This is a genomic window from Pseudoxanthomonas spadix BD-a59 (assembly GCF_000233915.3).
GTDB lineage: Bacteria > Pseudomonadota > Gammaproteobacteria > Xanthomonadales > Xanthomonadaceae > Pseudoxanthomonas_A > Pseudoxanthomonas_A spadix.
In genome coordinates, this window is the sequence record NC_016147.2 from 1,141,921 (window position 1) to 1,165,760 (window position 23,840).

The window sequence follows — 23,840 nt, forward strand, 5'->3', positions numbered from 1 at the left end:
CATGAGCAGCGATCTGGCTGCGCGCGATCTACGAATCGATGCAGCCAAGGCACTTGCGATCATGCTGGTCGTGATGGGGCACGCGCGCGGCATCCCGCACCTGTTCACCATCCTGGTCTACAGCTTCCACGTGCCGCTGTTCTTCGTGCTGTCCGGCTGGGTGTCGCGCGCGCATGGCACCGCGCGCGGCCTGGGCGAGACGGCGCTTCGACTGGCGCGCACGCTGCTGCTGCCGTACGTGGTGTTCTATCTGCTGGGCTATGGGTACTGGCTGGTGACCCGCCACGTTGGCGAAAAGGCTGCGCGTTGGGGCGCACTGCCCTGGTGGGATCCGTTGAAGGGGTTGGTCAGCGGCATAGGACCGGATCTGTACGTCAATCCGGTGCTGTGGTTCCTGCCGGTGCTGTTCGTCACCACCTTGGCGGCCATCATGCTCCGGCGCGTGCCGGCCGGCTTGCTGGTCCTGCTGTCGATGCCGGTGGCTGCACTGTGGATTCTGGTGTTCCCTCCGCTTGGCGTACGCCTGCCATTCGGCCTGGACGTGATGCCGATCGCGCTGGCGTTCTACGCACTGGGCGCCTGGATGGCCTCGCGGAGCCTGCTCCCGAAGGAGGCCTGGCTCAACGTCATTTTCACGCTGGTGCTGGTCGTGCCGTGGATGGTGCTGGCATTGCGCAACGGGCGGGTGGATGTCAATGCGCTGGAGTTCGGCCAGTCGGTGGGGCTGTTCTTCGTCAACGCCATCCTGGGGACCTTGCTGACGTTGTTCGTCGCCAGGCTGGTGGCGCAGGCTTCGGTCCTGCAGTGGATCGGGCGCAATACGCTGTTGATCCTGTGCACGCATATCCTGGTGTTCTTCGTGCTTTCCGGTGTGGCGTCGCTGGCGGGGCTGTATTCGGAACAGAACAAGCCCGGCCCGGGATGGGCGCTGCTGGTCTCCCTGGTGGCCATGGGCCTGGCCTTGCCGATGCGTTGGGTGTTCGTGCGCATCGCGCCCTGGGCCATCGGCCTGTCACGTGCAGGTGGCCGATAAGCCGGCTGGCGATGTCCTGCAACAAGGTGTCTGTATGAAAGTGGTCCACGTGGTGCGTCAGTTCCATCCTTCGGTCGGCGGCATGGAGGAGGTCGTGCTGAACGTGGCGCGCCATCATCAAGCCAGCAGCACCGACGAGGTGGAAGTGGTGACGCTGGACCGGGTCTTCTCCCAGCCCGAACTGCGGCTGGCGCCTTCAGCACAGCACGGCGGGCTGCCGGTCAGGCGCCTGCCCTGGCACGGTTCGTCGCGTTATCCATTGACGCCGGGCGTGCTGAAGGCCATCAACGGTGCCGACGTGGTACATGTGCATGGCATCGACTTCTTCTACGACTACCTGGCCATGACCGCTGCGGTGCATCGCAAGCCGATGATCGTGTCCACGCACGGCGGGTTCTTCCACACCGCTTATGCATCCAGGCTCAAGCGGCTGTGGTTCAACACGCTCACCCGCACCTCCGCGCTGGCCTACAAACGCGTGGTGGCCACCAGCGAAAACGATGGCGATCTGTTTTCCCGGGTGGTCTCGGCGCAGCGCCTGCGGGTGATAGAGAACGGCGTGGATGTCACCAAGTTTGCCGGGCGCGGCAGTGCGGCCAATGGCCGGACGTTGATCTATTTCGGGCGCTGGTCGGTCAACAAGGGGTTGCTGGAAACCCTGGACCTGTTCGCCGCCCTGCGCCGCCGCGACTTGCGGTGGTCGCTGATCGTCGCCGGGCGCGAGTACGATCTCACCCGCCAAGACCTGACGCGCGAGATCGCCACGCGTGGACTGCAGGGCCAGGTCGAGATCGTGGTTTCGCCTACGCAGTCTGAACTGGCCACTCTGCTGGGCAAGGCGCAGTATTTCGTGTGTCTGTCTCGGCACGAGGGCTTCGGCATCGCGCCGGTCGAGGCGATGAGCGCCGGCCTGCTGCCGGTGTTGAGCAACATCCCGCCCTTCGCGCGGCTGCATCAGGAGTCCGGACTGGGCGTGGTGGTCGAGGCGGCCCATGCCGAGGCGGCCGCCGACGCCGCCCAGGCACAGGCCGCGGTATCCGACGAGGTCTATGCCGCTCGCCGGGCTGCCGCGATGGCCTATGTGGAGCGCTATGACTGGAAGCACGTGGTGGGCCGCTACGTGGATGAATATCACGCTGCGCTGGTGCGCCCGTGCTGACCGTGCTGCAACAAGTCGATCGGCCCACGCCCACGACCAATCCCTATCTGGTGCAGTTGTTCCGCGCGCTGGAGCCGATGGTGCACCTTCGTTACTGGTCGCTGCGCAATGCCCTGTTGACCCGCTATGACGTGGTGCACCTGCACTGGCCCGAATACATGATGCGGCACCCGAGCGCGTTGGGGCGGCTGCTGCGTCAGTGCGCGGTGGCCTTGCTGTTGCTGCGCTGGCAGGTGCTGCGCACGCCGGTGGTCAGGACCATGCACAACCTGGAGCCACATGAAGGCGGCGGCCGGTTCGAGACGCTGCTGCTGCGGTGGATGGATCGGCTGACCACGCGCTGGATCCGCATCAACGCCACCACCGAACTGCGCGCACCGGGCACCGACACCGCGCTGCATGGCCACTATCGCCACTGGTACGCCGGCTTCGCCAAGCCCGTGCAAGTGCCCGGGCGCCTGTTGCATTTCGGCCTGATCCGCCCGTACAAGGGCGTCGAAGTCCTGATCAAGGCGATGGCCGAGGTGCGTGAACCCGGCTGCACCTTGCGCATCGCCGGCAACCCGGCCGATGCGCAGATGCGTACGCTGGTCGAGCAGGCGTGCGCGGCCGATCCGCGCATCAGTGCGCTGCTTCAGTACGTGCAGGATCCCACCCTGGCGGCCGAGATTTCCGAAGCCGAACTGATCGTGCTGCCGTACCGGGAAATGCACAACTCCGGCACACTGTTGCTGAGCCTGTCGCTGTCGCGCCCGGTGCTGGTGCCGCGCACGCCCAACAACGTGGCCCTCGCCGATGAGGTTGGCCCGGGCTGGGTCTTCATGTACGAAGGCCAGTTGACCGCGCAGGTGGTTGAAGAGGGCCTGCGCCGCGCGCGCGCCGCGCACCGCCAGGCCGATCCGGACCTGTCGCTGCGCGACTGGGACCGGGTTGGCGAACAGCACTACCGCAGCTATATGGCAGCCATCGATCAGCGGCGCGGGCGAGGCCGTGGCCAAGGTCAGGAAGATCGCGCCGCGCCCGTTGGCAGGGACCGGTGAGGCCGTGTCCGTGACCACGCCACCCGGTTCGACCTCCGGGTTGGGTTCGCGTGCTGCAACCGGTGCTGCCAAGACCATGGCCGGGCAGGGCGTGCGCATGGTGGTGCAGTTCGGCGGCATCATCCTGCTGGCACGGCTGCTCAGCCCGGAAGATTACGGCCTGATGGCCATGGTCACCGCGCTGGTGGGAATCTGCGAGATCCTGCGCGATTTTGGCCTGTCCTCGGCCGCGATCCAGGCCAGGACGCTCTCGCGTGAGCAGCGCGACAACCTGTTCTGGATCAACAGCGGTATCGGCCTGGCGCTGGGCCTGTGCGTGTTCGCGGGTGCCGGGCTGATTGCCGATTTCTACCAGGAGCCGCGCCTGCGGGCGGTCGCGCAGGTGATGTCGGTCACCTTCCTGCTCAGTGGCATGAACACCCAGTACCGGGCAACCCTGAGCCGCGGGCTGCAGTTTGGCCGGCTGGCGATGAGCGATGTCGGCGGCCAGACGCTGGGGTTGATTTGCGGCGTGCTTGCAGCGCTGGGTGGCCTGGGCTATTGGTCGCTGGTGATCCAGCAGGTGGTGGGTTCCAGCGTGGGCCTGGTGATCTCGGCCATGGCGTCACGCTGGCTGCCCGGGCGCCCGCGTCGTGGCGTGCCGATGCGCAATTTCCTGATGTTCGGCGGCAACCTGATGGCCGCGCAGATGCTGGGCTATGTCAGCCAGAACATCGGTCAGGTGGTGATCGGTTATCGCACCGGCGCCGAGGCGCTGGGTCTGTACAACCGCGCCTTCCAGCTGCTGATGATGCCGTTGAACCAGATCAACGCGCCGGCCACCACCGTGGCCCTGCCGGTGCTGTCCAAGCTGCAGGACGAACCGCCACGCTATGCCGCCTTCCTGCTGCGCGGGCAGACGGTGATGGTGCATATCGTGACGGCGATCTTCGCCTTTGCCTGCGCGCAGGCGCATCCGCTGATCGTGCTGTTCCTGGGGGAAAAGTGGCAGCCTGCGGTGCCCATCTTCCAGATCCTGAGCGTGGGTGGCATCTTCCAGGTGGTCGCTTACGCCTCGTACTGGGTGTTCCTGTCACAAGGCCTGGCGCGCGCCCAGCTGACCTACTCGGTGGTGGCGCGCGTGCTGATCATTGCCTGCATCTTCGGCGGCTCGCAGTGGGGTGCCCTGGGCGTGGCCGCAGGCTACGCATCAGGCCTGGCGCTGATCTGGCCGCTGTCGACGGTATGGGTTTCGCGTGTCGGCAAGGCGCCGGGCGCGGCGATGTTCAACAACGGCCTGCGCGCCATTCTCGGCTATGGCGTGTGTGCGCTGGTGTCCTGGGCGGCAGCGCGCCAGTGGGCACACACGCCGGTCATGGAGCTGGTCATCGGCGCGCCCGCCATCCTGCTGGCCTTCGGCGTGGTGTGCCTGTTGTGGCCGGCTTTTCGCCGTGACGTGCAGACCATCATGCACAGCAGGGAATTGTTGCGTCGGCGCGGTTGATGCGAGTGGATGATGTTGCTGAACAGCGGCATGCATCGATTCACGCGCAGATTCATATCAGTGCGCGCGGTCACGCTCTGGATACCGGGAAAACAGCATCCTGCCAAGGCGATTCCTGCCTTCATCGAAGGGGGGCATCGTTGGCGCCATCCCCCCGCGTTTTCTGGCTCCACGCTCATGCGATCGATCATGCAATCGATTCTGTCCTGGGTCACCCAACGCACGCGTGGTGATGGTCATATCCGCGTGCGCTTTGCCATGTCCGCCCCCACGACCTGCTCCTGACGAGGACACGCTTTATGTCGGTTTCTGAATCCCCCGCAGTTACCGAAATGCCGGTTGCACCACCGGGCGCGGCTTCGCGCCCGTTCCCACGCAGCAAGTTGCGCTACCTGGTGCTGTCGGCCCACGACTACCGCACGCCGCGCCGGGCCAATATCCACTTCATCACCGATGAGTTGGTCAAGCGCGGCACCACGCGGTTCTTCTCGCTGCGCTACAGTCGCCTGTCGCGATGGAAGCAAGACATGCGCCTGCCGCTGGACGGCACGGCCAACACCGTGGTCAAGCACAAGGGCGTGGAGTGCTACCTGTGGCGCACGCTGGTCCATCCGTTCAACACCCGCCGCCGCTGGTTGCGGCCGGTGGAGAACGCGATGTTCCGCATGTATGCCAAGCATCCGCCCGAGCTGCTGAAACGCTGGATCCGCGAGTCCGACGTGATCGTGGTGGAAAGCGGCGCGGCGGTGGCCTTCATCCGCCTGGCCAAGCGTCTGAATCCCGATGCTCGGCTGGTGTACCGGGCATCGGACGGGCTGAGCACGATCGAGGTGGCCGAGTTCATCGCGCGCGAGTTCGACGATGTCTGCGGCTGCCTGGATGCCATTGCGCTGGTCTCGCCGGTGATGGCCGATGAGATCAACAGTAGGCACAACGTCTACCACGTCGGCCACGGTGTCGATCCGGGCCTGCAGGACATGGGTGATCCGTCGCCTTATCCGGGCACCGGCATCCACGCGGTCTCGGTGGGGTCGATGCTGTTCGATCCGGAGTTCATCGTGCTGGCCAGCCGGGCCTTCCCGGAGGTGACCTTTCATGTGATCGGCTCGGGCCGCGGCGCGATGCCCGGCTATGGCGAGAACGTCAAGGTCTACGGCGAAATGAAGCATGCCGACGTGATCGGCTACATCAAGCACGCGCGCTTCGGCATCGCGCCGTACTCGTCCGAGCAGGTGCCGGCCTACCTGGCCGACAGTTCGATGAAGCTGCTGCAGTACGACTTCTTCGGCCTGCCGGCGGTGTGCCCGCATGCGGTGGTCGGCAGCTACGCCTCGCGCTTTGGCTATACGCCCGGTGACGCCGAATCGATCCGCGTGGCCATCCAGAGGGCGCTGGATGCACCGCATGTGCGCTCTCGACAGTGCCTGGACTGGCCGCAGACCACCGATCGCCTGCTGGAGCCGGAACGCTATCCGGAAACGCATCTGGAACGGTAACGGCAACTGTCATCGCCGCCTTGTCGGGAAACTTCCGTTTTTTTTCATTTTCTACGTACGCCTTGGGTAGGCCAGGACGCGAGGAGCTGTCAGTTATGCCGTTGATCGAAGGTATCGTGGAGCGCCAGGAACGCAAGTCGCTGTTCTGGTGGAAGCCAAAGGATGGTTCAGTCAACGTGGGTGACCACCTGTCCAAGGTGCTGGTGTCCTCGATTCTGGCGCTGCAGGACACCAACCTGTTGCGCAAACGGCCCGGGACGCCGCGCCTGCTGTGCATCGGTTCGGTCCTGCATTTCGCCACCGGTGGCGAAGTGGTGTGGGGCACGGGCATCAACGGAAAGATCCCTGCGAGCGCGCACCGGTTCACGGCCCTGGACGTGCGCGCGGTGCGCGGACCCAGGACGCGCGAGGTCCTGGGCAGCATGGGCATTCCTGCACCGCCGGTGTACGGCGACCCGGCGCTGCTGATGCCACGGCTGTTCAATGCCGATCTGCTGCGCAGCGGCGCACCCAGGAAGCCCTACGTGGTGGTGCCACACTTCAACGAGCCGCCGGACAAGTACCGCGGCTACGAAGATCGTTTGGTATCGCCGCGGATCGAGCCGGCCGCTTTCGTCAGTCAGCTGCTGGAGGCCGAGTACGTGGTCAGCAGCTCGCTGCACGGCGTGATCCTGGCCGAGGCCTATGGCATTCCCGCGGTGTACCTGGACTGGGGCAACGGCGAAGATCGTTTCAAGTACGACGACTACTATGCCGGCACCGGGCGGATGCAGTGGCGCTCGGGAAATTCGGTGGAAGAATGTCTGGACATTGGCGGCAATGGCCGTTTCGACCTGGCGTCGATCCAGCGCGGCTTGATGGATACTTTCCCTTACGACCTGTGGTGAGCTGATGCTTGTTTTCTCCGGACATTCCCAGGACATCACCCTGCAGGGCGATCCGATCTGGCTGGGGGGTTACCCAATCGCCAGCACCGAGCTTGCGCCCTTCACCGATGCACTGCTCAAGACGGTCGCGCTGCGCGAGCGGCGCAACGTGTTCTTCGCCAATACCAATTTCGTGGTCCAGTGCCGGCCATTGCGCCAGGCGCTGCAGGATCCATCGGTGACCATCGTCAACGACGGCATCGGCCTGGACCTGGCGGCGATGCTGATCCATCGCAAGCGGTTCGCGGCCAACCTCAACGGCACCGACCTCATCCCCAGCCTGTGCGAGCGCAGCGTGCGCCCGCTGCGGTTCTTCCTGCTGGGCGCCAAGCCCGGTGTGGCGGCCGCGGCGGCGGCAAAGCTGGAAGGCAGCTACGGCCAGGACGTGGTTGGCATCTGCGACGGTTATGGCCAGATGCGCAGTGAAGGGGACGACCTGGTGCGCAGCATCAATCGCGCGCAGCCCGACGTGCTGCTGGTGGCGCTGGGCAATCCGGTGCAGGAACGCTGGATCCTGGAACACAGCGCCCAGCTGCAGGTGCCACTGGCCTTTGGTGTCGGTGCGCTGTTTGATTTCCTGTCCGGCAATGCCCGTCGCGCGCCGGCATGGGTCCAGCACATGCACATGGAATGGGCGTTCCGCCTGCTGCACGAGCCGCGCCGGTTGCTCAAGCGCTATTCGGTGGACCTGCTGACGTTCTTCGGCGTGTGCCTGCGCAATCGGCAGCAGGGCGCTGCGCCGCAACGCGCCGGCTAGCCCGCGCCGCAGCCGTGCGTCGCACAGGCTGCGCAATGCCGGCGGCCACCACCCAGTGCCCGGCCCCGGCGATACGCATGGTTCGCCAACGAATCGACGACACCATGGAGCCGCCCGATAGCGCGCTGCCGTATGGCCAGATGTGGCGCTCGAGGCCTGGCAGGGCTGCCGCGTTTTTCACGCCCGCATCCTGCGACCGGGTAATTCAGCGTTTGCAGTGGATTGGTACGATGCCGCCATGACGGAGTTCGCCGATCAGCTCATTGACTCGCTCGCCCTGGCCCCGCACCCGGAAGGCGGCCATTACCGCCGCATCCATGCATCGGATGTGGTCGTGCAGCATCGCGGCGCCTGGCGCCCGGCAATGACGGCCATCCAGTTTCTGTTGCGCTACGGCGAATGCAGCCGCTGGCATCGGGTGGACGCCGATGAAGCCTGGCATTGGCAAGACGGCGGTGCGCTGCGCTTGCAGACCTACGATCCGGCCACGGGTGAACTGGCCCTGGTCACGCTGGGCGAAGCGGCGCACCAGCCGGGCATGATGCTGCACGTGGTGCGCGCCGAGCTGTGGCAGCGCGCCTGGACCGACGCGCCGTTTGCGCTGGTGGCGTGCACAGTGGCGCCGGGATTCGTGTGGGAAGGCTTCGCCCTGCTCGGTGCCGCGCCGCAGGTGGCCGGGCAGCTGGCTGCGCTGGGCGCGGGCGAGGCAGGATGAACGCCCGGACGCGGGGCTGTTTGGGTGGTGCAGCCGGACCGCCGAGCCCGGGCGCTTGGAATCTGCAGGGCAAAAAAACCATGCGTGCATGGATTGTGGCGATGGCATGGAGCCTGGTCTGCCTGGCAGGGCCCGCCCTGGCCCAGCAGCAGGCCCCCGGCACGCCGCCGCCGATCACCGAGCTGGCGCCGATGACGGTCTCGGGCACCCAGCCCGGGCCCGGGCTTTGGAAGGTCAGCCGCGATGGTCACGTGCTGTGGGTGCTGGGCACGCTCTCGCCGCTGCCCAGGAAGATGGAGTGGCACTCGCAGGAGGTGGAGCAGGCCATCGCCGGCTCGCAGGAACTGCTGTTGCCGCCGACGCTGTCGGTGGATACCGGGCGCGGCCTGTTCCGCAACCTGTTCCTGATCCCGGCGCTGCTGAAGGCGCGCAGGAATCCCGACGGCAAGACGCTGCAGGAGCTGGTGCCGGCCGATGCGTACGCGCGCTGGACCGTGCTCAAGGCGCGCTACATCGGCGGCGACCGCAGCGTGGAGCAATGGCGCCCGATCTTTGCCGCGCTCGAGCTCTACACCGCGGCGATCAAGCGTTCCGGGCTGACCCTGGACAACCCGGTGCGCGAGCGGGTCGAAAAGCTGGCCAAGCGCGCCAGGCTCACCATCACCCCGGCCACCAGCACCGTGCGGCTTGAGGATCCCAAGGCGGCGATCAAGGAATTCCAGCGCACCAGCCTGGAGGACCAGACCTGCTTTGTGCGCACGCTGGAGGTGATCGAGCGCGAGATCGGCACCATGCGCGAACAGGCCAACGCCTGGTCGGTGGGCGACGTGGAGCTGCTGCGCCACAGCCCGCAGACCAGCCAGTACGCGGCCTGCCAGGCCGCGCTCAGCGAAAGCACCCTGGCGCGCAACTTGGGCATGGGCAACCTGCGCCAGCAGTCGCTGGACCTGTGGCTGGACAAGGCCGAGGCCGCGCTGGCCAGCAACGCCAGCAGCTTTGGCCTGCTGCCCATCGGTCTGGTCCTGGGGCCCGGCAACCTGATGGAGGCGCTCAGGGCGCGCGGCTACACCGTCCAGGCACCGGGCGAGGATTGAATCGCCGGCAGGCGCAGGCCTGCGCCTGACTTGATGGCGCTCAGCCCGCGGCGGTCAGCGGGACGTGGCCGACCTGCAGTTGCGGCCAGCGCGCCAGCACCGCGGCGCGGATGCCAGGCGCATCCAGGCCGGCTTCGGCCAGCAGTTGTTCGCGGCTGGCGTGATGCTGGAAGGCATCGGGCAGGCCCAGGTGCAGGATCGGCACGGCCAGGCCTTCGGCGCTGAGCAGTTCGGCCACGCCCGCGCCGGCGCCGCCGGCCACCACGTTGTCTTCCAGGGTCACAAGTCCAGCGTGGCTGCGGGCCAGTTCCAGCACCAGCTCGCGGTCCAGCGGCTTGACGAAGCGCATGTTGACCACGGTCAGGCCCAGCTCGCAGGCGACCTGCTCGGCCGCCGGCACGATCGCACCGAATGCCAGCAGTGCGACCTGCTTGCCACGCTGGCGCAGCTGCGCCCTGCCGATCGGCAGCGCCTCCAGCGACGGATCGATCGCCACCCCGGGGCCGGTGCCGCGCGGGTAGCGCACTGCGGCCGGGCCGCGGTGGCCAAAGCCGGTGGAGAGCATCTGCCGGCATTCGTTTTCGTCGGCAGGGGCCATCACCAGCATGTTGGGCACGCAACGCAGGAAGCTCAGATCCAGGTTGCCTGCGTGGGTGGCGCCGTCGGGCCCGACCACCCCGCCGCGATCGATCGCGAACAGCACGTCCAGGTCCTGGATCGCCACATCGTGCACCAGCTGGTCGTAGGCGCGCTGCAGGAAGGTCGAATAGATCGCCACCACCGGCTTGGCACCCTCGCAGGCCATGCCGGCGGCCAGGGTCACCGCATGCTGCTCGGCGATCGCCACATCGAAGTAGCGCCTGGGGAATTCCCTGGAAAAGCGCACCAGGCCCGAGCCTTCGCGCATGGCCGGGGTGATGCCCATCAGCAGCGGATCGGCCGCGGCCATGTCGCACAGCCAGTCGCTGAAGACCTCGGTGTAGGTGGGTTTTCTGGTTGCCGTGACAGCCTTGACGGGCAGGCCCTTGAGCGGATCGAACGGCCCCACCGCGTGATAGCCGATCTGGTCGCCTTCGGCCAGCTGGTAGCCCTTGCCCTTGGTGGTGATCACGTGCAGCAGCTGCGGGCCCTTCAGGCCCTTGAGGGTCTTGAGCGCGCCGACCAGGGCCGGCACGTCGTGGCCGTCGATCGGGCCGGTGTAGTGGAAGCCCATCTGCTCGAACAGCGTGGACGGCACGAACATGCCCTTCCAGTGTTCTTCCCAGCGACGCATGAAGCGTGCCGGCGGCTTGCGCTTGTCACCCAGCAGCTTCTTGCCGCCTTCGCGCAGCGCGTTGAGGGTCCGGGAGGAGCTCATCCGGCCCAGCATCTGGGTCAATGCGCCGACGTTCTCGGAGATCGACATCTGGTTGTCGTTGAGCACCACCAGCAGGTCCGGCTCGTCTTCCATGCCACCGGCGTGGTTGAGCGCCTCGAAGGCCATGCCGGCGGTCATCGCGCCGTCGCCGATCACCGCCACCGTGCGCCGCCCGTTGCCCAGCTGCGCGTTGGCAATGGCCATGCCCAGCGCGGCCGAGATCGAGGTGGACGAATGGCCCACCCCGAAGGTGTCGTATTCGGATTCCTCGCGCTTGGGGAACGGCGCCACGCCGCCGGCCTGCTTGACCGTGTGGATCGCATCGCGGCGGCCGGTGAGGATCTTGTGCGGATAGGTCTGGTGACCCACGTCCCAGACCAGGCGGTCATTGGGCGTGTCGTAAAGGTAGTGCAGGGCGACGGTGAGCTCGATCACCCCCAGGCCGGCGGCGAAATGCCCGCCGCTGCGGCCGACCGATTCGATCAGGTAGGCGCGCAGTTCGTCGGCGATGGCGGTCAGCTCGGCCTCTTCGAAACGGCGCAGGTCGGCCGGGTTTTCGATCCTTGAAAGACGGGGATAGCGGGAGGAGTCGATCATCGTGGCGGTCGGCAATGCAGTTGCGCATTTTCCTCCCGTGGACAAGGAGGGGCAAGCAAGGGGATTCAGTCTGGGATCACCCAAGGTCGGGGTGATGTGAAACCCGCCGGGTCAGGTAGGGCGGGTCTTGACCCGCCATGGAGCACCGTGGGGTGTGGATGGCCGGTCGAAACTCGCGATGGGGCATGGTGGTGGGTGGCGGGTGGCGGGTCGAGACCCGCCCTACGCTTTGAACGGGGCTTACGCCGACAGCCGCGAGCGCTTGGGCAGGTGGGTCTTCAGGAAGGCCATCTGGTCGGCCAGGATGTTGCGGTTGGACAGGATCAGGTGCTCGATCCAGCTCGGCCGGTAGGGCACGGCCAGCAGCGGCATGTGCGCCTGTTGCGGGGTGCGGTTGGCCTTGCGCGAGTTGCAGTGGAAACAGGCGCTGACCACGTTTTCCCAGGTGTCGCGCCCGCCCTTGGACACCGGCAGCACGTGGTCACGGGTCAGCAGCTGGCGCGAGAACTGCTGGCCGCAGTACAGGCACAGGTGGTCATCGCGGGCGAACAGCGCCTGGTTGGTCAGCGACGGCGTCGGTGACAGCCCGGCCGCGCGCGCATGTCCGCGCGAGGCCACGATCGGATGCAGCTCGATGAAACTCTGCTGGCCGGTCAGGCGGTTAGTGCCGCCGCGCACGGTCAGGCAGGGATCACCCAGGGTCCAGGCGACCGCATCGCGCGCATACAGGCAGGTCGCGTCCTGCCAGTTGATCCAGTCCAGCACGCGGCCATGCGCGTCCAGCGACAAAAAGCGCACGCTGCCAGGACGAATCAGAGGCGAAATTGAACTGACGACAGAATCGGGGAGCAACTGTGCGTCCGGAGTGGCACTGTCGAACAGTGCCGGGTTTCCGGAGTCATCCGAATGAAGCTGAGCAGGGTCTGCTTCCATCGGGGGAACAGGGTATACCTGATGGGTGACCAATTGTGTACTGGGTTGCACGGTCTCGGCAAAGGCTCGAAGTTCAAGGCTTCTGCTGCCGCGGCCGGTGCGCCTGTGACCAGCGACGGCGACGCAACTGCGCAGGACCGGCCGGCACAGTAGCCAGCCCTGCGCGTGCCTCATGCGTCGAAGCGGTCGGCGTCCATGGCCATCAGCGGTTCGGCGCCGGAGCGGATCGCCGCGGCATGGGCCAGCGTGCGCGGCAGGATCCGGGCGAAGTAGAACCGGGCCGTTTCCAGCTTGGCCTGCTTGAACGCCGCCTCGTGACCGGAGGCCTGCGCGGCGACCACGCTGCGTGCCCACCAATAGGCCAGTACCACGTAGCCGGAATAGAACAGGTAATCGGTGCTGGCCGCGCCCAGTTCCTCCGGATTGCTCGCCGCCTGTTGCAGCACGGTCTTGGTCAGCTCGCTCCATTCTGCGGCTTTTTCGCGCAGCGGGGCGATGAATTCGGCCGCCGTGGCATCGCCTTGATGGGCGCTGGCGAACTGCTCGATCAGGCCCAGGAACAGCTTCAGCCCGGCCGCACCGCTGGCCGCGGTCTTGCGGCCGATCAGGTCCAGCGATTGGATGCCGGTGGTGCCTTCGTAAAGGGTGGTGATGCGCGCGTCGCGGGCCAGCTGCTCCATGCCGTGCTCGTGGATGTAGCCGTGGCCACCGAAGCACTGCAGCGCGTTGTAGGTGTTCTCGATGCTCCATTCGGTCTGACAGGCCTTGGAAATCGGGGTGAGGAAGCTCACCAGGGTGTCGGCCTGCTCGCGCTCGGCAGCGTCATCGGCGTGGTGGGCGATATCGATCAGGGTGCCGGCGTGCAGGGCCAGCAGGCGCGCGCCTTCGGTCAAAGACTTGATCGACAGCAGCATGCGCCGCACGTCGGGGTGGACGATGATCGGATCGGCCGGCTTGTCGGGGAACTTGGCGCCGGACAGGGAACGGGACTGCAGGCGCTCGCGTGCATAGACCAGCGCGTTCTGGTAGGCGCGCTCGGACAGGCCGATGCCCTGCAGGCCCACGCCCAGGCGCGCGGTGTTCATCATCGTGAACATGGCCTGCAGGCCCTTGTGCGGCTGGCCGACCAGGTAACCCTGGGCGCCGTCGAAGTTCATCACGCAGGTGACCGAGCCCTTGATGCCCATCTTGTGTTCGATCGAGCCGCAGCGCAGGGCGTTGCGCGCACCGACGCTGCCATCGCGGGCGACCTGGAACTTGGGCACGACGAACAGCGAGATGCCCTTGGGTCCCGGCGGTGCGTCGGGCAGCTTGGCCAGCACCAGGTGGACGATGTTGTCGACCAGGTCGTGCTCGCCGGCGGTGATGAAGATCTTGGTACCGGTGATGGTGTAGGTGTCCTCGCCGACCGGCTCGGCGCGGGTCCGCAGCAGGCCCAGGTCGGTGCCGCAATGCGGCTCGGTCAGGCACATGGTGCCGGTCCAGCGGCCTTCCACCAGCGGCTTGAGGAACACCTCCTGCTGCCACGGCTGGCCGTGGAACTTCAGTGCCTCGATCGCCCCGTGCGAGAGCAGCGGGAAGTTGCCCCAGGCCAGGTTGGCGGCATTGACCATCTCGCCCAGCGGCACGCCGACGGTGTGCGGCAGGCCCTGGCCGCCGAACTCGGTCGGCGCGGTCAGCCCGGTCCAGCCGCCTTCGGCGAACTGGGCGTAGGCCTGCTTGAAGCCGGGCGGGGTGGTGACCTCACCGGTGGCGGTGTCCAGCGTGCAGCCGATCTCGTCGCCAACCCGGTTGAGCGGGGCCAGGACGGTGGTGGTGAAGCGGCCAGCCTCCTCCAGGACCGCATCGACCAGGTCCGGCGTGGCATCGGCGAAGCCCAGGCGGGCAAACAGGGGTGCGACGTTCAGCACGTCGTTCAGGGCGAAGCGGAGGTCTTTCAAAGGGGCGCGGTAGCTGCTCATGCGGATGCTCTTGTCACCTTGCAGGCCGCCTGCCGGCCCGCCGAACGGGCGAGGATACTACGGCGTATGGAAACGATGAGGACACCGCCGTGGCGCCCGGGTCCGATGCGCGCATCCTAGGAGCCTGTCGGACTTTGGCCGGCCGGGCTGCAAATCCGGCTGTGCGGTCCATATTTCCGTCGCTTCTTGCCCCATAGAACCACTATGGGGCGGCGAATCGCCGAAAATCTGTCCTCGCGCAGCCGAATTTTCGCCTCGACCGCCAAAGCCCGACAGACTCCTAGGCAGATGGAAAAAGGCCCGGCCGCCGCTGCGCTCAGCCTCTCAGCGCAGGACCCCGGTCAGCCCCGGCGCTGGACTCAGGGTGCTGTGCATGTCGATCTCGAAGCTGCGTTGCGCGCCCTCCACCGGCGTCACCGTGACCTTGCCCTTGAGGGCGTAGCCGAGCATGCCGCTGCCCGCCAGGGCATTGGCCACGGCCATGCGCGCGGTTGGCGTGGGCGTCAGGTCAAGCGTTACCACATCGGCAGCGCCGGGACCGATCGAGAAGCCCGGCCTGCCGGCCAGGGTGCCGGCAGGCTGCCCTTCGACCGTGACCTGCAGGTCGACCGCGTCGTACACCATCGACACGGTGCTGTAGTTCTGCAGGCGCAGCTCCACCTTCCAGCGGCCGTCGCTGGCCACGCTGATCTGCTGCAGGCTCACGGCAGGTTCGGACACCCGCTTGATGTTGCCGTGGCTGCAGGCGACCAGCAGCACGGTGCACGACAGGAGCAACAGCAACAGGCGAGGCGGCATGGCTTGAAGTCCAGCAAGGCCCAAGGACGGGCGAGGATACAACGGCCGGCCAGGCCTTCAGCGCAGTGGCGCGGTCACCACCAGGCCAGAGAGCTCGTAGCCCATCTGGGTGGCGCGCAGCTTGAGGCCTTCGAACAACGCCCGATCCATGGATGGCTCGCGCGCCAGGATCCAGAAATAGTCGCGGCCCGGTTCGCCCACCACCGCCCAGGTGTAATCCGGGTCCAGGTCGATCACCCAGTAGTCGGCCCACACCAGCGGCAGCCACGCCAGCCAGCGCGGGGCGAAGCGCACCTCCAGCTGCCCCGGGTGGCCCTTGACCGGCCGCGCCTCGCCGTCGGCCACGATCGCTTGGCCGTCCTTGTCAATGCAGGCGTTGCGCACGCCCAGGTGGCCGTCCCGGCGCAGTGTGTAGCTGGCGGTGATGTCGCGCGCGCAGTCTTTCTGGAAACGATTGGGCAGGCGCGCGATTTCGTGCCATTGCCCGGCGTAGCGCGACACGTCCAGCGCCGGTACCGAGCTCACCGGCTGGGCGGCCAAGGACGGGGTGCAAGGGGCAACCAGCAGCAGGACCAGCAGGCCAACGGGCAGGCGCATCGATGAATCCGGCGTTTCCGAACCAGCGACCAGCTTAATGGAAATGGACTGCGAGCCGGCCAGGGCTTGGCCAGTCGATCCATGCATGAGGCGTTTTTTTGCCTGGGGCTGGGCGCCCTGGTCAACGGTTTGAGCTTTGGCAGGTTCTTCTGTTTGTCGCCGTGATGAAAAAAGCCCTGCATCTCTGCAAGGCCTTGGTTCATAACGCTTTAGATCGCCACCAGGATGGTGGCCGGGGAGGGAATCGAACCCCCGACACAGGGATTTTCAATCCCTTGCTCTACCGACTGAGCTACCCGGCCGTTGCCGCACTTGCGGCCGAGCCGAAGCGAGGGCGGCATGATACGGACGCAGACCCAATCCGGCAAGCCTAAGTCCTGACTGAATGCTCGCTTGGGCGCGCCGGGCGATCGCCTCCCTTCAGGGGCATGATCGGCCTGCCGGGGTGGTCTCGGCTTTCATAAGGAAGTGCCATGCCAATCACACGTCAACCTCATGTCTTGGCCATTGTTGCTGCCTTGGCGGTTGCCGGATGTGCAAGCAATGCACCGCGACTGACCAACCAGCAGGATCAGGCGCTGTACCGCGCCCATGCGGGCGAGCCAGTCAAGAGCTTTCGTTACTTTGGCTGGATCCGCCAGTGGGAAACCGTCGGTGACTCCGGGGTTGCCGTCTGGACCAAGCCGGATACGGCATTCCTGCTTGATGTCTCTCAAGGATGCCTGGATCTGGAATGGTCGCCTTCGCTGTCAATGACCACCGAGCGCGACCGCGTGCAGGTGGGTTTCAACGACGTCCTGGTTCAGCGCACGGGAGACAAGGCGGTCAAGCGATGCCGTATCCAGGCCATCAGGCCGCTGGATGTCAAGGGTCTGCGCAACGCGCAGAAGCAGCTCGCCGATCTGGGGTGAATCCCGTGCGGATCACCGTGCAAGCGGCGCTGCATCGCCGACTTCCCCGCGGTGGCGCCTTGCCCGAGGCCACGCCCATGCAGCGCAAGGCCCGCCTCTGCTTCGCTGCCGCCGCGACCTTGCTGGCCCTGCTCGCGGGTGGTTGCGCAACCACCGGGCTGAGCGATGCCCAGGAACTGGCCCTGTACCGGTCTCACGCTGGCGAGCCGGTCAAGAGTTTCACGCTGTTCGGTCAGCTCAGCGGCTGGGTGCCGCTGGGCGACACTGCGCTGGCGGTGTGGACCAGGCCGAGCGAGGCGTTCCTGCTGGAGCTGCCGGGCCGCTGCCTGGACCTTGACGTGGCACCGGCCATCACCTTGACCAGCCAGGGCAGCCGGGTCTATGCCAAGTTCGACCAGGTCCTGGTGCTGGGCGGGCCGCCCAGCCGCTTCCGCATGCCCTGTCGGATCGACACGATCCGGCCATTGGACGTCAAGGCGCTGCGCCAGGCGCAGAAGCAGCTGCGCGAGGCCAGGTCCACCGAGCGCGCGGCACAGCCGGCGCCGGACATGGAAAACTGAAGGCGCGTCCTCACGAGCGCTTGCCTCACACGCGCGTTTGATGGCTTGCCCGGCGCCCAGATGCACAGGAGTCTTCGCCATGCCTGGTTCGATCCCATTGACCTTTGCCGCCGCGGTCTGTGCGGCGGCGCTGGCCAGCTGTGCCACCACCGGCCTGAGCGATCAGCAGCGCCTGGCGCTGTATCGCGAGCACGCCGGCCAGCCGCAGCGCGATTTCCGCTATTCGCGCCAGCTCACCGGCTGGACGGCGCTGGGTGATGAGGCGCTGGCGGTGTGGACCAAGCCCAATGAGGCTTACCTGCTCGAATTTGGCGGTGGCGGCTGCAACGGGCTGGACAGCGCCTCCACGATCCTGATCACCAACCTGCTGGGCCAGGTGTCGGCCGGGCTGGACCGGGTGAAGATCCTCGACCGGCCGCCCGGGTTCAACCTCACCTGCCGGATCGAGACGATCCGCCCGCTCGACACCAAGGCGATCCGTGCGTCCGAGAAGGCCTTGCGCCAAGCGCGCACGGCCGAGCGCGACGCGGTGCCCCCCGGTAGCTGAAATCAGCGCTGCTCGGACGGAGCGACGTAGCCAGCCGGCTTGTCGGCGCCTTCGCCAAACAGGAACTTGCGCAGTTCGCTTTCCAGGAAAGCGCGGTCCTTGGGCGTGCGCGGGGACAGGCGGTTTTCGTTGATCAGCATGGTCTGGTGCGCCAGCCAGGCGGTCCAGCCGGCCTTGCCGACATGCTGGAAGATCTGCTGTCCCAGCTCGCCCGGGTAGGGCACGTAGTCCAGGCCTTGGGCTTCTTTTTTCTCGTACTGGCAGAACACGGTGCGGGGCATGTCAGGCATCCAGGAGTTTGCGGATCGGCGCAGGCAGGCCCAGGGTCGCCAGCTCGCCGGGTGCGACCCAGCGCAGGTCGGTATTGTCGCCTACCGCCGCGCGCGGCGTCAGGCGCCGCCAGCGCAGCGGCTGCATGTGCAGGCGGTAATGGGTGAAGGTGTGCGGGATCTGCGCCAGCGCGTCGGCCTGGTCGAAATCACCTGTGAGGTGTGCCTCGAACCAGAGCCGTGCTGCGGACCTGTCATCGGCCTGTGGCAATGACCACAGTCCCGACCAGATGCCCACCGGCGGGCGCCGCTGCAGCAGTACCCGGCCCTGCCCGTCGAAGGCCATCAGCATCACCGCGCCGCGTTCGGGCAGTGGCTTGCCGGGCTTGGGTGTGGGCAGCGTCTCGGTGAGGCCTTGGCCGAAGGCCACGCAGCTGCCCGACAGCGGGCACAGCAGGCAAGTCGGATTGGCGCGCGTGCACAGGGTGGCGCCAAAATCCATCTGCGCCTGGGTGTAGTCGGCCAGGCGCCCGTCGGGCACGTGCCGCAGGTGGTCGATCGCCCGTGTCCACAGCTGCCTTTCGATGGCCGGCAGGCCGGGCCAGCCGGGGATGCCGTGCACGCGCGACAGCACGCGCTTGACGTTGCCATCCATGATTGCCACGCGCGCATTCCAGGCCTGCGAGAGGATCGCCCCGGCGGTGCTGCGGCCGATCCCGGGCAGTGCGTGCAGCGCATCGAAGTCACGCGGCAGCTCGCCGTGGTGCAGTTCGACGCAGCGCCTGGCGGCGGCATGCAGGTGGCGGGCACGGGCGTAGTAGCCCAGCCCGGCCCACTGCGCCATCACCTCGTCCAAACTGGCCGCGGCCAGATCCGGCAGGGTCGGGAAGGCCTGCACGAAGCGCTCGAAGTAGCCAATGACCACCCGCACCTGGGTCTGCTGCAGCATGATTTCCGACAGCCACACCCGGTAGGGCGTGCGCGGATGCTGCCAGGGCAGGTCGTGGCGGCCATGCTGGTCGAACCAGGTCAGCAGGTTGGTGGCGAAGGTGTCGATGGGCTGGCGGGCTCGTGCTGGCTTTATTGCGTCTGCGCGCGGGAGAAGCCGGCGCGAAGTGCTGGAAGAGGGTTCGGGCGAAGCTGCGCGCAGCTGTGGTATTGCGATGTACTGCACCCTCACCCCAACCCCTCTCCCAGCGGGAGAGGGGCTCAAGCATCAAGCGCTGCCCAGCGGGAGAGGGGCTCAAGCATCAGGCGCTGCCCAGCGCCTCCGGCAGCAGTGCATCGACGAAGGCTTCGGCGTCGAACACGCGCAGGTCTTCCGGGCGTTCGCCGATGCCGGCGTAGCGGATCGGGATGCCGAACTCGCGGGCCAGCGCGAACACCACGCCGCCCTTGGCGGTGCCGTCCAGCTTGGTCACCACCAGGCCGGTCACCCCGACTGCGGCATGGAACTGGCGCAGCTGCGAGAGCGCGTTCTGGCCGGTAGTGCCGTCGATCACCATCAGCACTTCGTGCGGAGCGGCAGGATCGAGCTTGCCCAGCACCCGGCGGATCTTGCCCAGCTCGTTCATCAGCCCGGTCTGGGTATGCAGGCGCCCGGCGGTGTCGGCGATCAGGACCTGGGTGCCGCGCGCCTTGCCGGCCTGCAGCGCATCGAAGGCGACCGAGGCCGCGTCGGCGTTCTGTCCCTGGGCGACCACGGTCACCCCGTTGCGCTCGCCCCAGGCCTGCAGCTGGGCCACTGCCGCGGCGCGGAAGGTGTCGCCGGCGGCCAGCATCAGGCTGTAGCCCTCGTCCTTGAAGCGCTTGGCCAGCTTGCCGATGGTGGTGGTCTTGCCGACCCCGTTGACGCCCACGGTCAGGACCACGAACGGCTTGGCCTGCGGGTCGATCACCAGCGGCACCGCGACCGGCCTGAGGATCGCGATCAGCTCGGCGCGCAGCGCGGCCAGCAGCGCGTTGGCATCGGCGAATTCGCGCGCCTTCATGCGCTTGCGCAAGGCCTCGACCAGGGCGGTGGTGGCGCCCACGCCGACATCGGCGGTGATCAGCGCGGTCTCGATTTCATCCAGCAGGTCCTCGTCAAGCTTGGGGTTGCGCGAGAACAGGCCACCAAAGCTGCGTGCGAACACGCTGCCGCGCAGGCGTTCGCGCCAGCCGGCCTTGCCTGCCGGCGCGGCCGGGCGCTCGGCGGTGCCCAGGCTGCCGCTGGCGATCGGCTCGGCGGTCGGGGTTGGCGCAGGGGCAGGGGCGGGGGTGGGCGCGACCGGCTGCGGGAGCACCTCCGGCGCGAGGGCCACGGTCGGTGGCACAACCGGTTCGGCCGGGGCCGGCGCGGGCGCGACTGGAGCGGGCGCCGGCTCGGCCGCCACCGGTGAGACTGGCAGCGGCGCGGGTTCTGCGCGCAGTGGCGAAGGCGCCGGCACCACGAACTCCGGCTGGCCACCATCGGCCGGCGCGAAGGTCTGGGTGTCCGGCGTCCGCGGCGGCGTTGCCGGCGCCTGCTCGGGCGCGCCGTGTCTGGCCTGTTCGATCGCGGCGGCCGCATCGACCTGCTTCGGCGCGGCCGGCCGGGGTTCGGGGAAGGCCGCAGCCAGCTCCTCCACGCTGTAGCGCCGGGTGTTGCCGTCCTGACCGGACGGCGCGTCCCCGGGCTTCTTGCGGCGGAAGAAACTGACCATGTGCAACCTTGGAATGGGGGGGAATCGGGGCCGAAATGCTAACACCGGGGTTGGAAACGGCCGGCGCCCGGCATGCACGCCAACCTGCAACAACGATAGGCGACCCGATCCTGCTCGCCTCGCCTCCAGCGCCCGCCCCACGCCGGGACTGCTGTCCCGGCGGGAGCGCTTTCAAGCGTCAGCGCGCCAGGTCCAGCAGCAGCTTGTTGAGCCGGCGCACGTAGCCGGCCGGATCCTTGAGGCTGTCGCCGGCGGCCAGGGCGGCCTGGTCGAACAGCACCCGCGACAGGTCGCCGAAGCGGTCCTCGTCGGTTTCCGCATCCAGCCGCTCGATCAGCGGATGGGTCGGGTTGAACTCGAACACCGGCTTGGCCTCGGGCACCTTCTGGCCGCTGGCTTCCAGCAGTTGGCGCATCTGCAGGCCCATGTCGCCTTCGCCGATGGCCAGGATCGCCGGCGAATCGGTCAGGCGGTGCGAGATGCGCACTTCGGACACATCCTCCCCGAGCGCCTGCTTCAGGCGGTTGATGAGATTTTCCTTGTCCTTGGCCGCAGCTTCCTGCGCCTTTTTGTCCTCCTCGCTTTCCAGCGCGCCCAGGTCCAGGTCGCCACGGGCGACATCGACGAAGGCCTTGCCGTCGAACTCGGTCAGGTACTGCATCAGCCATTCGTCGATGCGGTCGGTCAGCAGCAGCACCTCGATGCCCTTCTTGCGGAACACCTCCAGGTGCGGGCTGTCCTTGACCTGGGCGTAGCTCTCGCCGGTCAGGTAGTAAATCTTGTCCTGGCCTTGGACCATGCGCGCCACGTAATCGGCCAGGGCCACCTCCTGCGCATCGGTACCGGATTTGGTGGAGGCAAAGCGCAGCAGGCCGGCGATCTTCTCGCGGTTGGCGTAGTCCTCCGAGGGGCCTTCCTTGAGCACCTGGCCGAATTCCTTCCAGAACGTGGCGTACTGATCAGGCTTGTCCTTGGCCAGCTTCTCCAGCATGTCCAGGGCGCGCTTGGTCAGCGCCGACTTCATCGAATCGATCACCGGGCCCTTCTGCAGGATCTCGCGCGAGACGTTGAGCGGCAGGTCCGATGAATCGACCACGCCCTTGATGAAGCGCAGGTACAGCGGCAGGAACTGGTCGGCCTGGTCCATGATGTAGACCCGCTGCACGTACAGCTTCAGGCCCTTGGCCGCGTCGCGGTGGTACAGGTCGAACGGCGCGTGCGCCGGCACGTACAGCAGCGAGGTGTATTCCAGCTTGCCTTCGACCTTGTTGTGGCTCCAGGCCAGCGGGTCGCTGAAGTCATGCGAGATGTGCTTGTAGAACTCGCGGTATTCCTCGTCCTGGATCTCGCTCTTGGGCCGGGTCCACAGCGCGCTGGCGCGGTTGACCGTTTCCCACTCCGGTTCGGCGGGCTTGTCGGCATCGGCGCCGGTGGCTTGCTGCCTGGGCAGTTCCACCGGCAGGGCGATGTGGTCGGAGTACTTCTTGACGATGCCGCGCAGGCGCCAGGGGTCGGCGAAGCCGGCTTCGTCCTCCTTCAGGTGCAGCACGATGGTGGTGCCGCGCTGCGGCTTGTCGATGGTGGCCACCTCGAAGTCGCCTTGGCCCGCCGAAGACCAGTGCACGCCTTCGCTGGCCGGCAGGCCGGCGCGGCGGCTGTAGACATCGACCCGGTCGGCGACGATGAAGGCGCTGTAGAAGCCCACCCCGAACTGGCCGATCAGGTTGGCGTCCTTCTTCTGGTCGCCGGACAGGTGGGCAAGGAAATCGGCGGTGCCGGACTTGGCGATCGTACCCAGGTGGGCGATGGCTTCCTCGCGGCTCATGCCGATGCCGTTGTCGTCGATGGTGATGGTCCGGGCCTGGGCATCGCAGGAAATGCGCACGCGCAGGTCGCTGCCGTCGCCCTCGAGCAGGCCGGGATTGGTCAGCGCCTCGAAGCGCAGCTTGTCGGCGGCGTCGGCGGCGTTGGACACCAGCTCGCGCAGGAAGATCTCCTTGTTGGAGTACAGCGAATGGATCATCAGCTGCAGCAGCTGTTTGACCTCGGTCTGGAAGCCCAATGTTTCCTTGTGGGTTTCGGTGGCAGTGGTCATGAGGGGCTCGTGCTCCGTGGGTTGGCCGGGCCGCAGGGCGGCCGATGGCTCTTCGGGGTGTGGGTGGAAGCGCAATTTTCAAGGGCAGCGCCGTGCCCGGCCGCGTTTGCAACAGCCGCCGGGCCCGCTCACGGCGCAGGCTGCAGGGCGCCCGGATCGTTATCATCGGCGGCCCGATCCAGCCTGCGCCGCGATGCCCCGTCCGCCGTCAAAGCCAGCCGCGCAACCGCCCCGCGCCATGGACATCGGCCAGGTCCGCATCGTCGGCGGCCGCTGGCGCAACACCCGTCTGGCCGTGCCCAACCTGCCGGGCCTGCGCCCCAGCAGCGATCGGGTGCGCGAGACGCTGTTCAACTGGCTGACCGGGCAGCTGGCCGGCGCCCGGGTCCTGGACCTGTTCGCAGGCACCGGTGCGCTGGGGCTGGAGGCGCTCTCGCGCGGCGCCGGCAGCGCGGTGCTGGTCGAGCGCGACCCCGGCCTGGCCGGCCAGCTGGACCAGGTGGTGGCAAGACTGAAGGCCGCCGACCAGGCCAGGATCGTCAACGCCGACGCCCTGGCCTGGCTGGAGCAACAGAGCGCTGCGGCCTTCGACATCGCCTTCGTCGATCCGCCCTTTGCCGCCGGCCTGTGGGACACGGTGCTGGCCCGGCTGCCCCGGCTGCTGGCCCCCGGCGCCTGGCTCTACATCGAGTCCCCGCACGAGCAGGCACCGGCGCTGCCGCCGGGCTATCTGCTCCATCGCCAGGGCAGCACCCGACAGGTGCGCTACACCTTGGCCCGCGCGCCCGGCTGACTGGCCGCTGCTACACTGAACGGCGAACTTTCCGA

General features: G+C 67.2%; 23 protein-coding genes and 1 tRNA gene. 14 read left to right on the plus strand and 10 right to left on the minus strand.

The features are described 5' to 3' along the window. Position 1 precedes the first annotated feature (1 nt). The 10 genes from DSC_RS16525 to DSC_RS05175 all read left to right on the plus strand — a co-directional run bounded on the left by DSC_RS16525 (position 2) and on the right by DSC_RS05175 (position 9,703). Entirely contained in the window at positions 2-1,033 is a 1,032-nt protein-coding gene (locus DSC_RS16525; RefSeq protein WP_014160076.1) for an acyltransferase family protein, read from the plus strand. Positions 1,034-1,067: 34 nt separating this feature from the next. Next, positions 1,068-2,192 carry a glycosyltransferase family 4 protein gene (locus DSC_RS05140; RefSeq protein WP_014160077.1) on the plus strand — a complete coding sequence of 375 codons (1,125 nt, stop codon included), beginning with the start codon at positions 1,068-1,070 and terminating at the stop codon, positions 2,190-2,192. Next, positions 2,162-3,232 (plus strand): glycosyltransferase, encoded by a 1,071-nt coding sequence (locus tag DSC_RS05145; RefSeq protein ID WP_043290420.1) that lies wholly within the window; start codon positions 2,162-2,164, stop codon positions 3,230-3,232. Before DSC_RS05140 ends, DSC_RS05145 begins: the two co-directional genes overlap by 31 nt. A 4-nt stretch (positions 3,233-3,236) precedes the next feature. Further along, complete coding sequence (locus DSC_RS05150; protein WP_043290985.1) at positions 3,237-4,715, plus strand: lipopolysaccharide biosynthesis protein; 1,479 nt, start codon at positions 3,237-3,239, stop codon at positions 4,713-4,715. A 12-nt stretch (positions 4,716-4,727) separates the two neighbouring features. Then, entirely contained in the window at positions 4,728-5,000 is a 273-nt protein-coding gene (locus DSC_RS16530) for a hypothetical protein (RefSeq protein ID WP_147475051.1), read from the plus strand. Between the two features lie 47 nt (positions 5,001-5,047). Next, positions 5,048-6,211, plus strand: a complete 1,164-nt coding sequence (locus DSC_RS05155) for a GumK N-terminal domain-containing glycosyltransferase (RefSeq protein WP_014160080.1) — start codon at positions 5,048-5,050, stop codon at positions 6,209-6,211. A gap of 95 nt (positions 6,212-6,306) precedes the next feature. Further along, positions 6,307-7,098 carry a polysaccharide pyruvyl transferase family protein gene (locus tag DSC_RS05160; RefSeq protein WP_014160081.1) on the plus strand — a complete coding sequence of 264 codons (792 nt, stop codon included), beginning with the start codon at positions 6,307-6,309 and terminating at the stop codon, positions 7,096-7,098. Positions 7,099-7,102: 4 nt separating this feature from the next. After that, positions 7,103-7,894: a WecB/TagA/CpsF family glycosyltransferase gene (locus DSC_RS05165; RefSeq protein ID WP_014160082.1), complete on the plus strand. Its 792-nt coding sequence runs from the start codon at positions 7,103-7,105 to the stop codon at positions 7,892-7,894. A 238-nt stretch (positions 7,895-8,132) separates the two neighbouring features. Next, a complete protein-coding gene (locus DSC_RS05170) occupies positions 8,133-8,609 on the plus strand; it encodes a cupin domain-containing protein (protein ID WP_043290986.1) in 477 nt (158 codons plus the stop codon). Positions 8,610-8,710: 101 nt separating this feature from the next. Further along, complete coding sequence (locus DSC_RS05175; RefSeq protein WP_014160084.1) at positions 8,711-9,703, plus strand: TraB/GumN family protein; 993 nt, start codon at positions 8,711-8,713, stop codon at positions 9,701-9,703. A 40-nt stretch (positions 9,704-9,743) separates the two neighbouring features. Here the strand turns inward: DSC_RS05175 and dxs are convergent, their stop codons facing one another. The 6 genes from dxs to DSC_RS05205 all read right to left on the minus strand — a co-directional run bounded on the left by dxs (position 9,744) and on the right by DSC_RS05205 (position 16,248). After that, positions 9,744-11,657, minus strand: a complete 1,914-nt coding sequence (gene dxs / locus DSC_RS05180; RefSeq protein WP_014160085.1) for a 1-deoxy-D-xylulose-5-phosphate synthase — start codon at positions 11,655-11,657, stop codon at positions 9,744-9,746. 240 nt (positions 11,658-11,897) lie between these two features. Further along, entirely contained in the window at positions 11,898-12,590 is a 693-nt protein-coding gene (locus tag DSC_RS05185; protein WP_083833477.1) for an HNH endonuclease, read from the minus strand. Positions 12,591-12,760: 170 nt separating this feature from the next. Then, positions 12,761-14,551 (minus strand): acyl-CoA dehydrogenase C-terminal domain-containing protein, encoded by a 1,791-nt coding sequence (locus DSC_RS05190; RefSeq protein ID WP_014160087.1) that lies wholly within the window; start codon positions 14,549-14,551, stop codon positions 12,761-12,763. Between the two features lie 324 nt (positions 14,552-14,875). Further along, positions 14,876-15,349 (minus strand): LEA/WHy family protein, encoded by a 474-nt coding sequence (locus DSC_RS05195; protein WP_014160088.1) that lies wholly within the window; start codon positions 15,347-15,349, stop codon positions 14,876-14,878. A gap of 57 nt (positions 15,350-15,406) precedes the next feature. Continuing rightward, entirely contained in the window at positions 15,407-15,946 is a 540-nt protein-coding gene (locus DSC_RS05200) for a lipocalin family protein (RefSeq protein ID WP_043290422.1), read from the minus strand. Positions 15,947-16,172: 226 nt separating this feature from the next. Further along, positions 16,173-16,248 (minus strand) — tRNA-Phe (locus tag DSC_RS05205). Positions 16,249-16,419: 171 nt separating this feature from the next. On the opposite strand from DSC_RS05205, the gene DSC_RS05210 reads away from it, so the two are divergent. The 3 genes from DSC_RS05210 (at position 16,420) to DSC_RS05220 (ending at position 17,964) form a co-directional block, all read left to right on the plus strand. Then, on the plus strand, positions 16,420-16,857 hold the full coding sequence (locus DSC_RS05210; RefSeq protein ID WP_148268091.1) for a DUF6491 family protein: 438 nt from the start codon (positions 16,420-16,422) through the stop codon (positions 16,855-16,857). A 77-nt stretch (positions 16,858-16,934) separates the two neighbouring features. Continuing rightward, on the plus strand, positions 16,935-17,417 hold the full coding sequence (locus DSC_RS05215; protein ID WP_043290423.1) for a DUF6491 family protein: 483 nt from the start codon (positions 16,935-16,937) through the stop codon (positions 17,415-17,417). A gap of 79 nt (positions 17,418-17,496) precedes the next feature. Further along, a complete protein-coding gene (locus tag DSC_RS05220) occupies positions 17,497-17,964 on the plus strand; it encodes a DUF6491 family protein (protein ID WP_014160092.1) in 468 nt (155 codons plus the stop codon). A 2-nt stretch (positions 17,965-17,966) separates the two neighbouring features. On the opposite strand, the gene DSC_RS05225 is transcribed toward DSC_RS05220, so the two are convergent. From DSC_RS05225 to htpG, 4 genes are all read right to left on the minus strand, one after another. Continuing rightward, positions 17,967-18,245: an oxidative damage protection protein gene (locus tag DSC_RS05225; protein ID WP_014160093.1), complete on the minus strand. Its 279-nt coding sequence runs from the start codon at positions 18,243-18,245 to the stop codon at positions 17,967-17,969. A 1-nt stretch (position 18,246) separates the two neighbouring features. After that, a complete protein-coding gene (gene mutY / locus DSC_RS05230; protein ID WP_043290988.1) occupies positions 18,247-19,317 on the minus strand; it encodes an A/G-specific adenine glycosylase in 1,071 nt (356 codons plus the stop codon). Between the two features lie 166 nt (positions 19,318-19,483). After that, on the minus strand, positions 19,484-20,917 hold the full coding sequence (gene ftsY, locus DSC_RS05235) for a signal recognition particle-docking protein FtsY (RefSeq protein WP_014160095.1): 1,434 nt from the start codon (positions 20,915-20,917) through the stop codon (positions 19,484-19,486). Positions 20,918-21,095: 178 nt separating this feature from the next. Continuing rightward, positions 21,096-23,012 carry a molecular chaperone HtpG gene (gene htpG, locus DSC_RS05240; RefSeq protein WP_014160096.1) on the minus strand — a complete coding sequence of 639 codons (1,917 nt, stop codon included), beginning with the start codon at positions 23,010-23,012 and terminating at the stop codon, positions 21,096-21,098. A 193-nt stretch (positions 23,013-23,205) separates the two neighbouring features. Here htpG and rsmD point away from each other — a divergent pair, with 193 nt between their 5' ends. Continuing rightward, the gene (rsmD, locus tag DSC_RS05245; protein WP_043290424.1) at positions 23,206-23,805 is read left to right on the plus strand and encodes a 16S rRNA (guanine(966)-N(2))-methyltransferase RsmD; all 600 of its coding nucleotides are present in this window, start codon (positions 23,206-23,208) and stop codon (positions 23,803-23,805) included. The last annotated feature ends 35 nt before the right edge of the window (positions 23,806-23,840 follow it).

What these genes read in the sequence shown, in the direction of transcription:
- DSC_RS05155 (WP_014160080.1), top strand. Translation starts at nt 5,048, where the DNA reads ATGCCGGTTGCACCACCGGGCGCGGCTTCGCGCCCGTTCCCACGCAGC.
- DSC_RS05215 (WP_043290423.1), top strand. Translation starts at nt 16,935, where the DNA reads ATGCAGCGCAAGGCCCGCCTCTGCTTCGCTGCCGCCGCGACCTTGCTG.
- htpG (WP_014160096.1), bottom strand. Translation starts at nt 23,012, where the DNA reads ATGACCACTGCCACCGAAACCCACAAGGAAACATTGGGCTTCCAGACC.
- DSC_RS05165 (WP_014160082.1), top strand. Translation starts at nt 7,103, where the DNA reads ATGCTTGTTTTCTCCGGACATTCCCAGGACATCACCCTGCAGGGCGAT.
- dxs (WP_014160085.1), bottom strand. Translation starts at nt 11,657, where the DNA reads ATGATCGACTCCTCCCGCTATCCCCGTCTTTCAAGGATCGAAAACCCG.
- ftsY (WP_014160095.1), bottom strand. Translation starts at nt 20,917, where the DNA reads ATGGTCAGTTTCTTCCGCCGCAAGAAGCCCGGGGACGCGCCGTCCGGT.
- DSC_RS05185 (WP_083833477.1), bottom strand. Translation starts at nt 12,590, where the DNA reads ATGGAAGCAGACCCTGCTCAGCTTCATTCGGATGACTCCGGAAACCCG.
- DSC_RS05195 (WP_014160088.1), bottom strand. Translation starts at nt 15,349, where the DNA reads ATGCCGCCTCGCCTGTTGCTGTTGCTCCTGTCGTGCACCGTGCTGCTG.
- DSC_RS05220 (WP_014160092.1), top strand. Translation starts at nt 17,497, where the DNA reads ATGCCTGGTTCGATCCCATTGACCTTTGCCGCCGCGGTCTGTGCGGCG.
- DSC_RS16530 (WP_147475051.1), top strand. Translation starts at nt 4,728, where the DNA reads ATGTTGCTGAACAGCGGCATGCATCGATTCACGCGCAGATTCATATCA.
- DSC_RS05160 (WP_014160081.1), top strand. Translation starts at nt 6,307, where the DNA reads ATGCCGTTGATCGAAGGTATCGTGGAGCGCCAGGAACGCAAGTCGCTG.
- DSC_RS05190 (WP_014160087.1), bottom strand. Translation starts at nt 14,551, where the DNA reads ATGAGCAGCTACCGCGCCCCTTTGAAAGACCTCCGCTTCGCCCTGAAC.
- DSC_RS05200 (WP_043290422.1), bottom strand. Translation starts at nt 15,946, where the DNA reads ATGCGCCTGCCCGTTGGCCTGCTGGTCCTGCTGCTGGTTGCCCCTTGC.
- DSC_RS05225 (WP_014160093.1), bottom strand. Translation starts at nt 18,245, where the DNA reads ATGCCCCGCACCGTGTTCTGCCAGTACGAGAAAAAAGAAGCCCAAGGC.
- DSC_RS16525 (WP_014160076.1), top strand. Translation starts at nt 2, where the DNA reads ATGAGCAGCGATCTGGCTGCGCGCGATCTACGAATCGATGCAGCCAAG.
- DSC_RS05210 (WP_148268091.1), top strand. Translation starts at nt 16,420, where the DNA reads ATGCCAATCACACGTCAACCTCATGTCTTGGCCATTGTTGCTGCCTTG.
- DSC_RS05140 (WP_014160077.1), top strand. Translation starts at nt 1,068, where the DNA reads ATGAAAGTGGTCCACGTGGTGCGTCAGTTCCATCCTTCGGTCGGCGGC.
- rsmD (WP_043290424.1), top strand. Translation starts at nt 23,206, where the DNA reads ATGCCCCGTCCGCCGTCAAAGCCAGCCGCGCAACCGCCCCGCGCCATG.
- DSC_RS05175 (WP_014160084.1), top strand. Translation starts at nt 8,711, where the DNA reads ATGGCATGGAGCCTGGTCTGCCTGGCAGGGCCCGCCCTGGCCCAGCAG.
- DSC_RS05170 (WP_043290986.1), top strand. Translation starts at nt 8,133, where the DNA reads ATGACGGAGTTCGCCGATCAGCTCATTGACTCGCTCGCCCTGGCCCCG.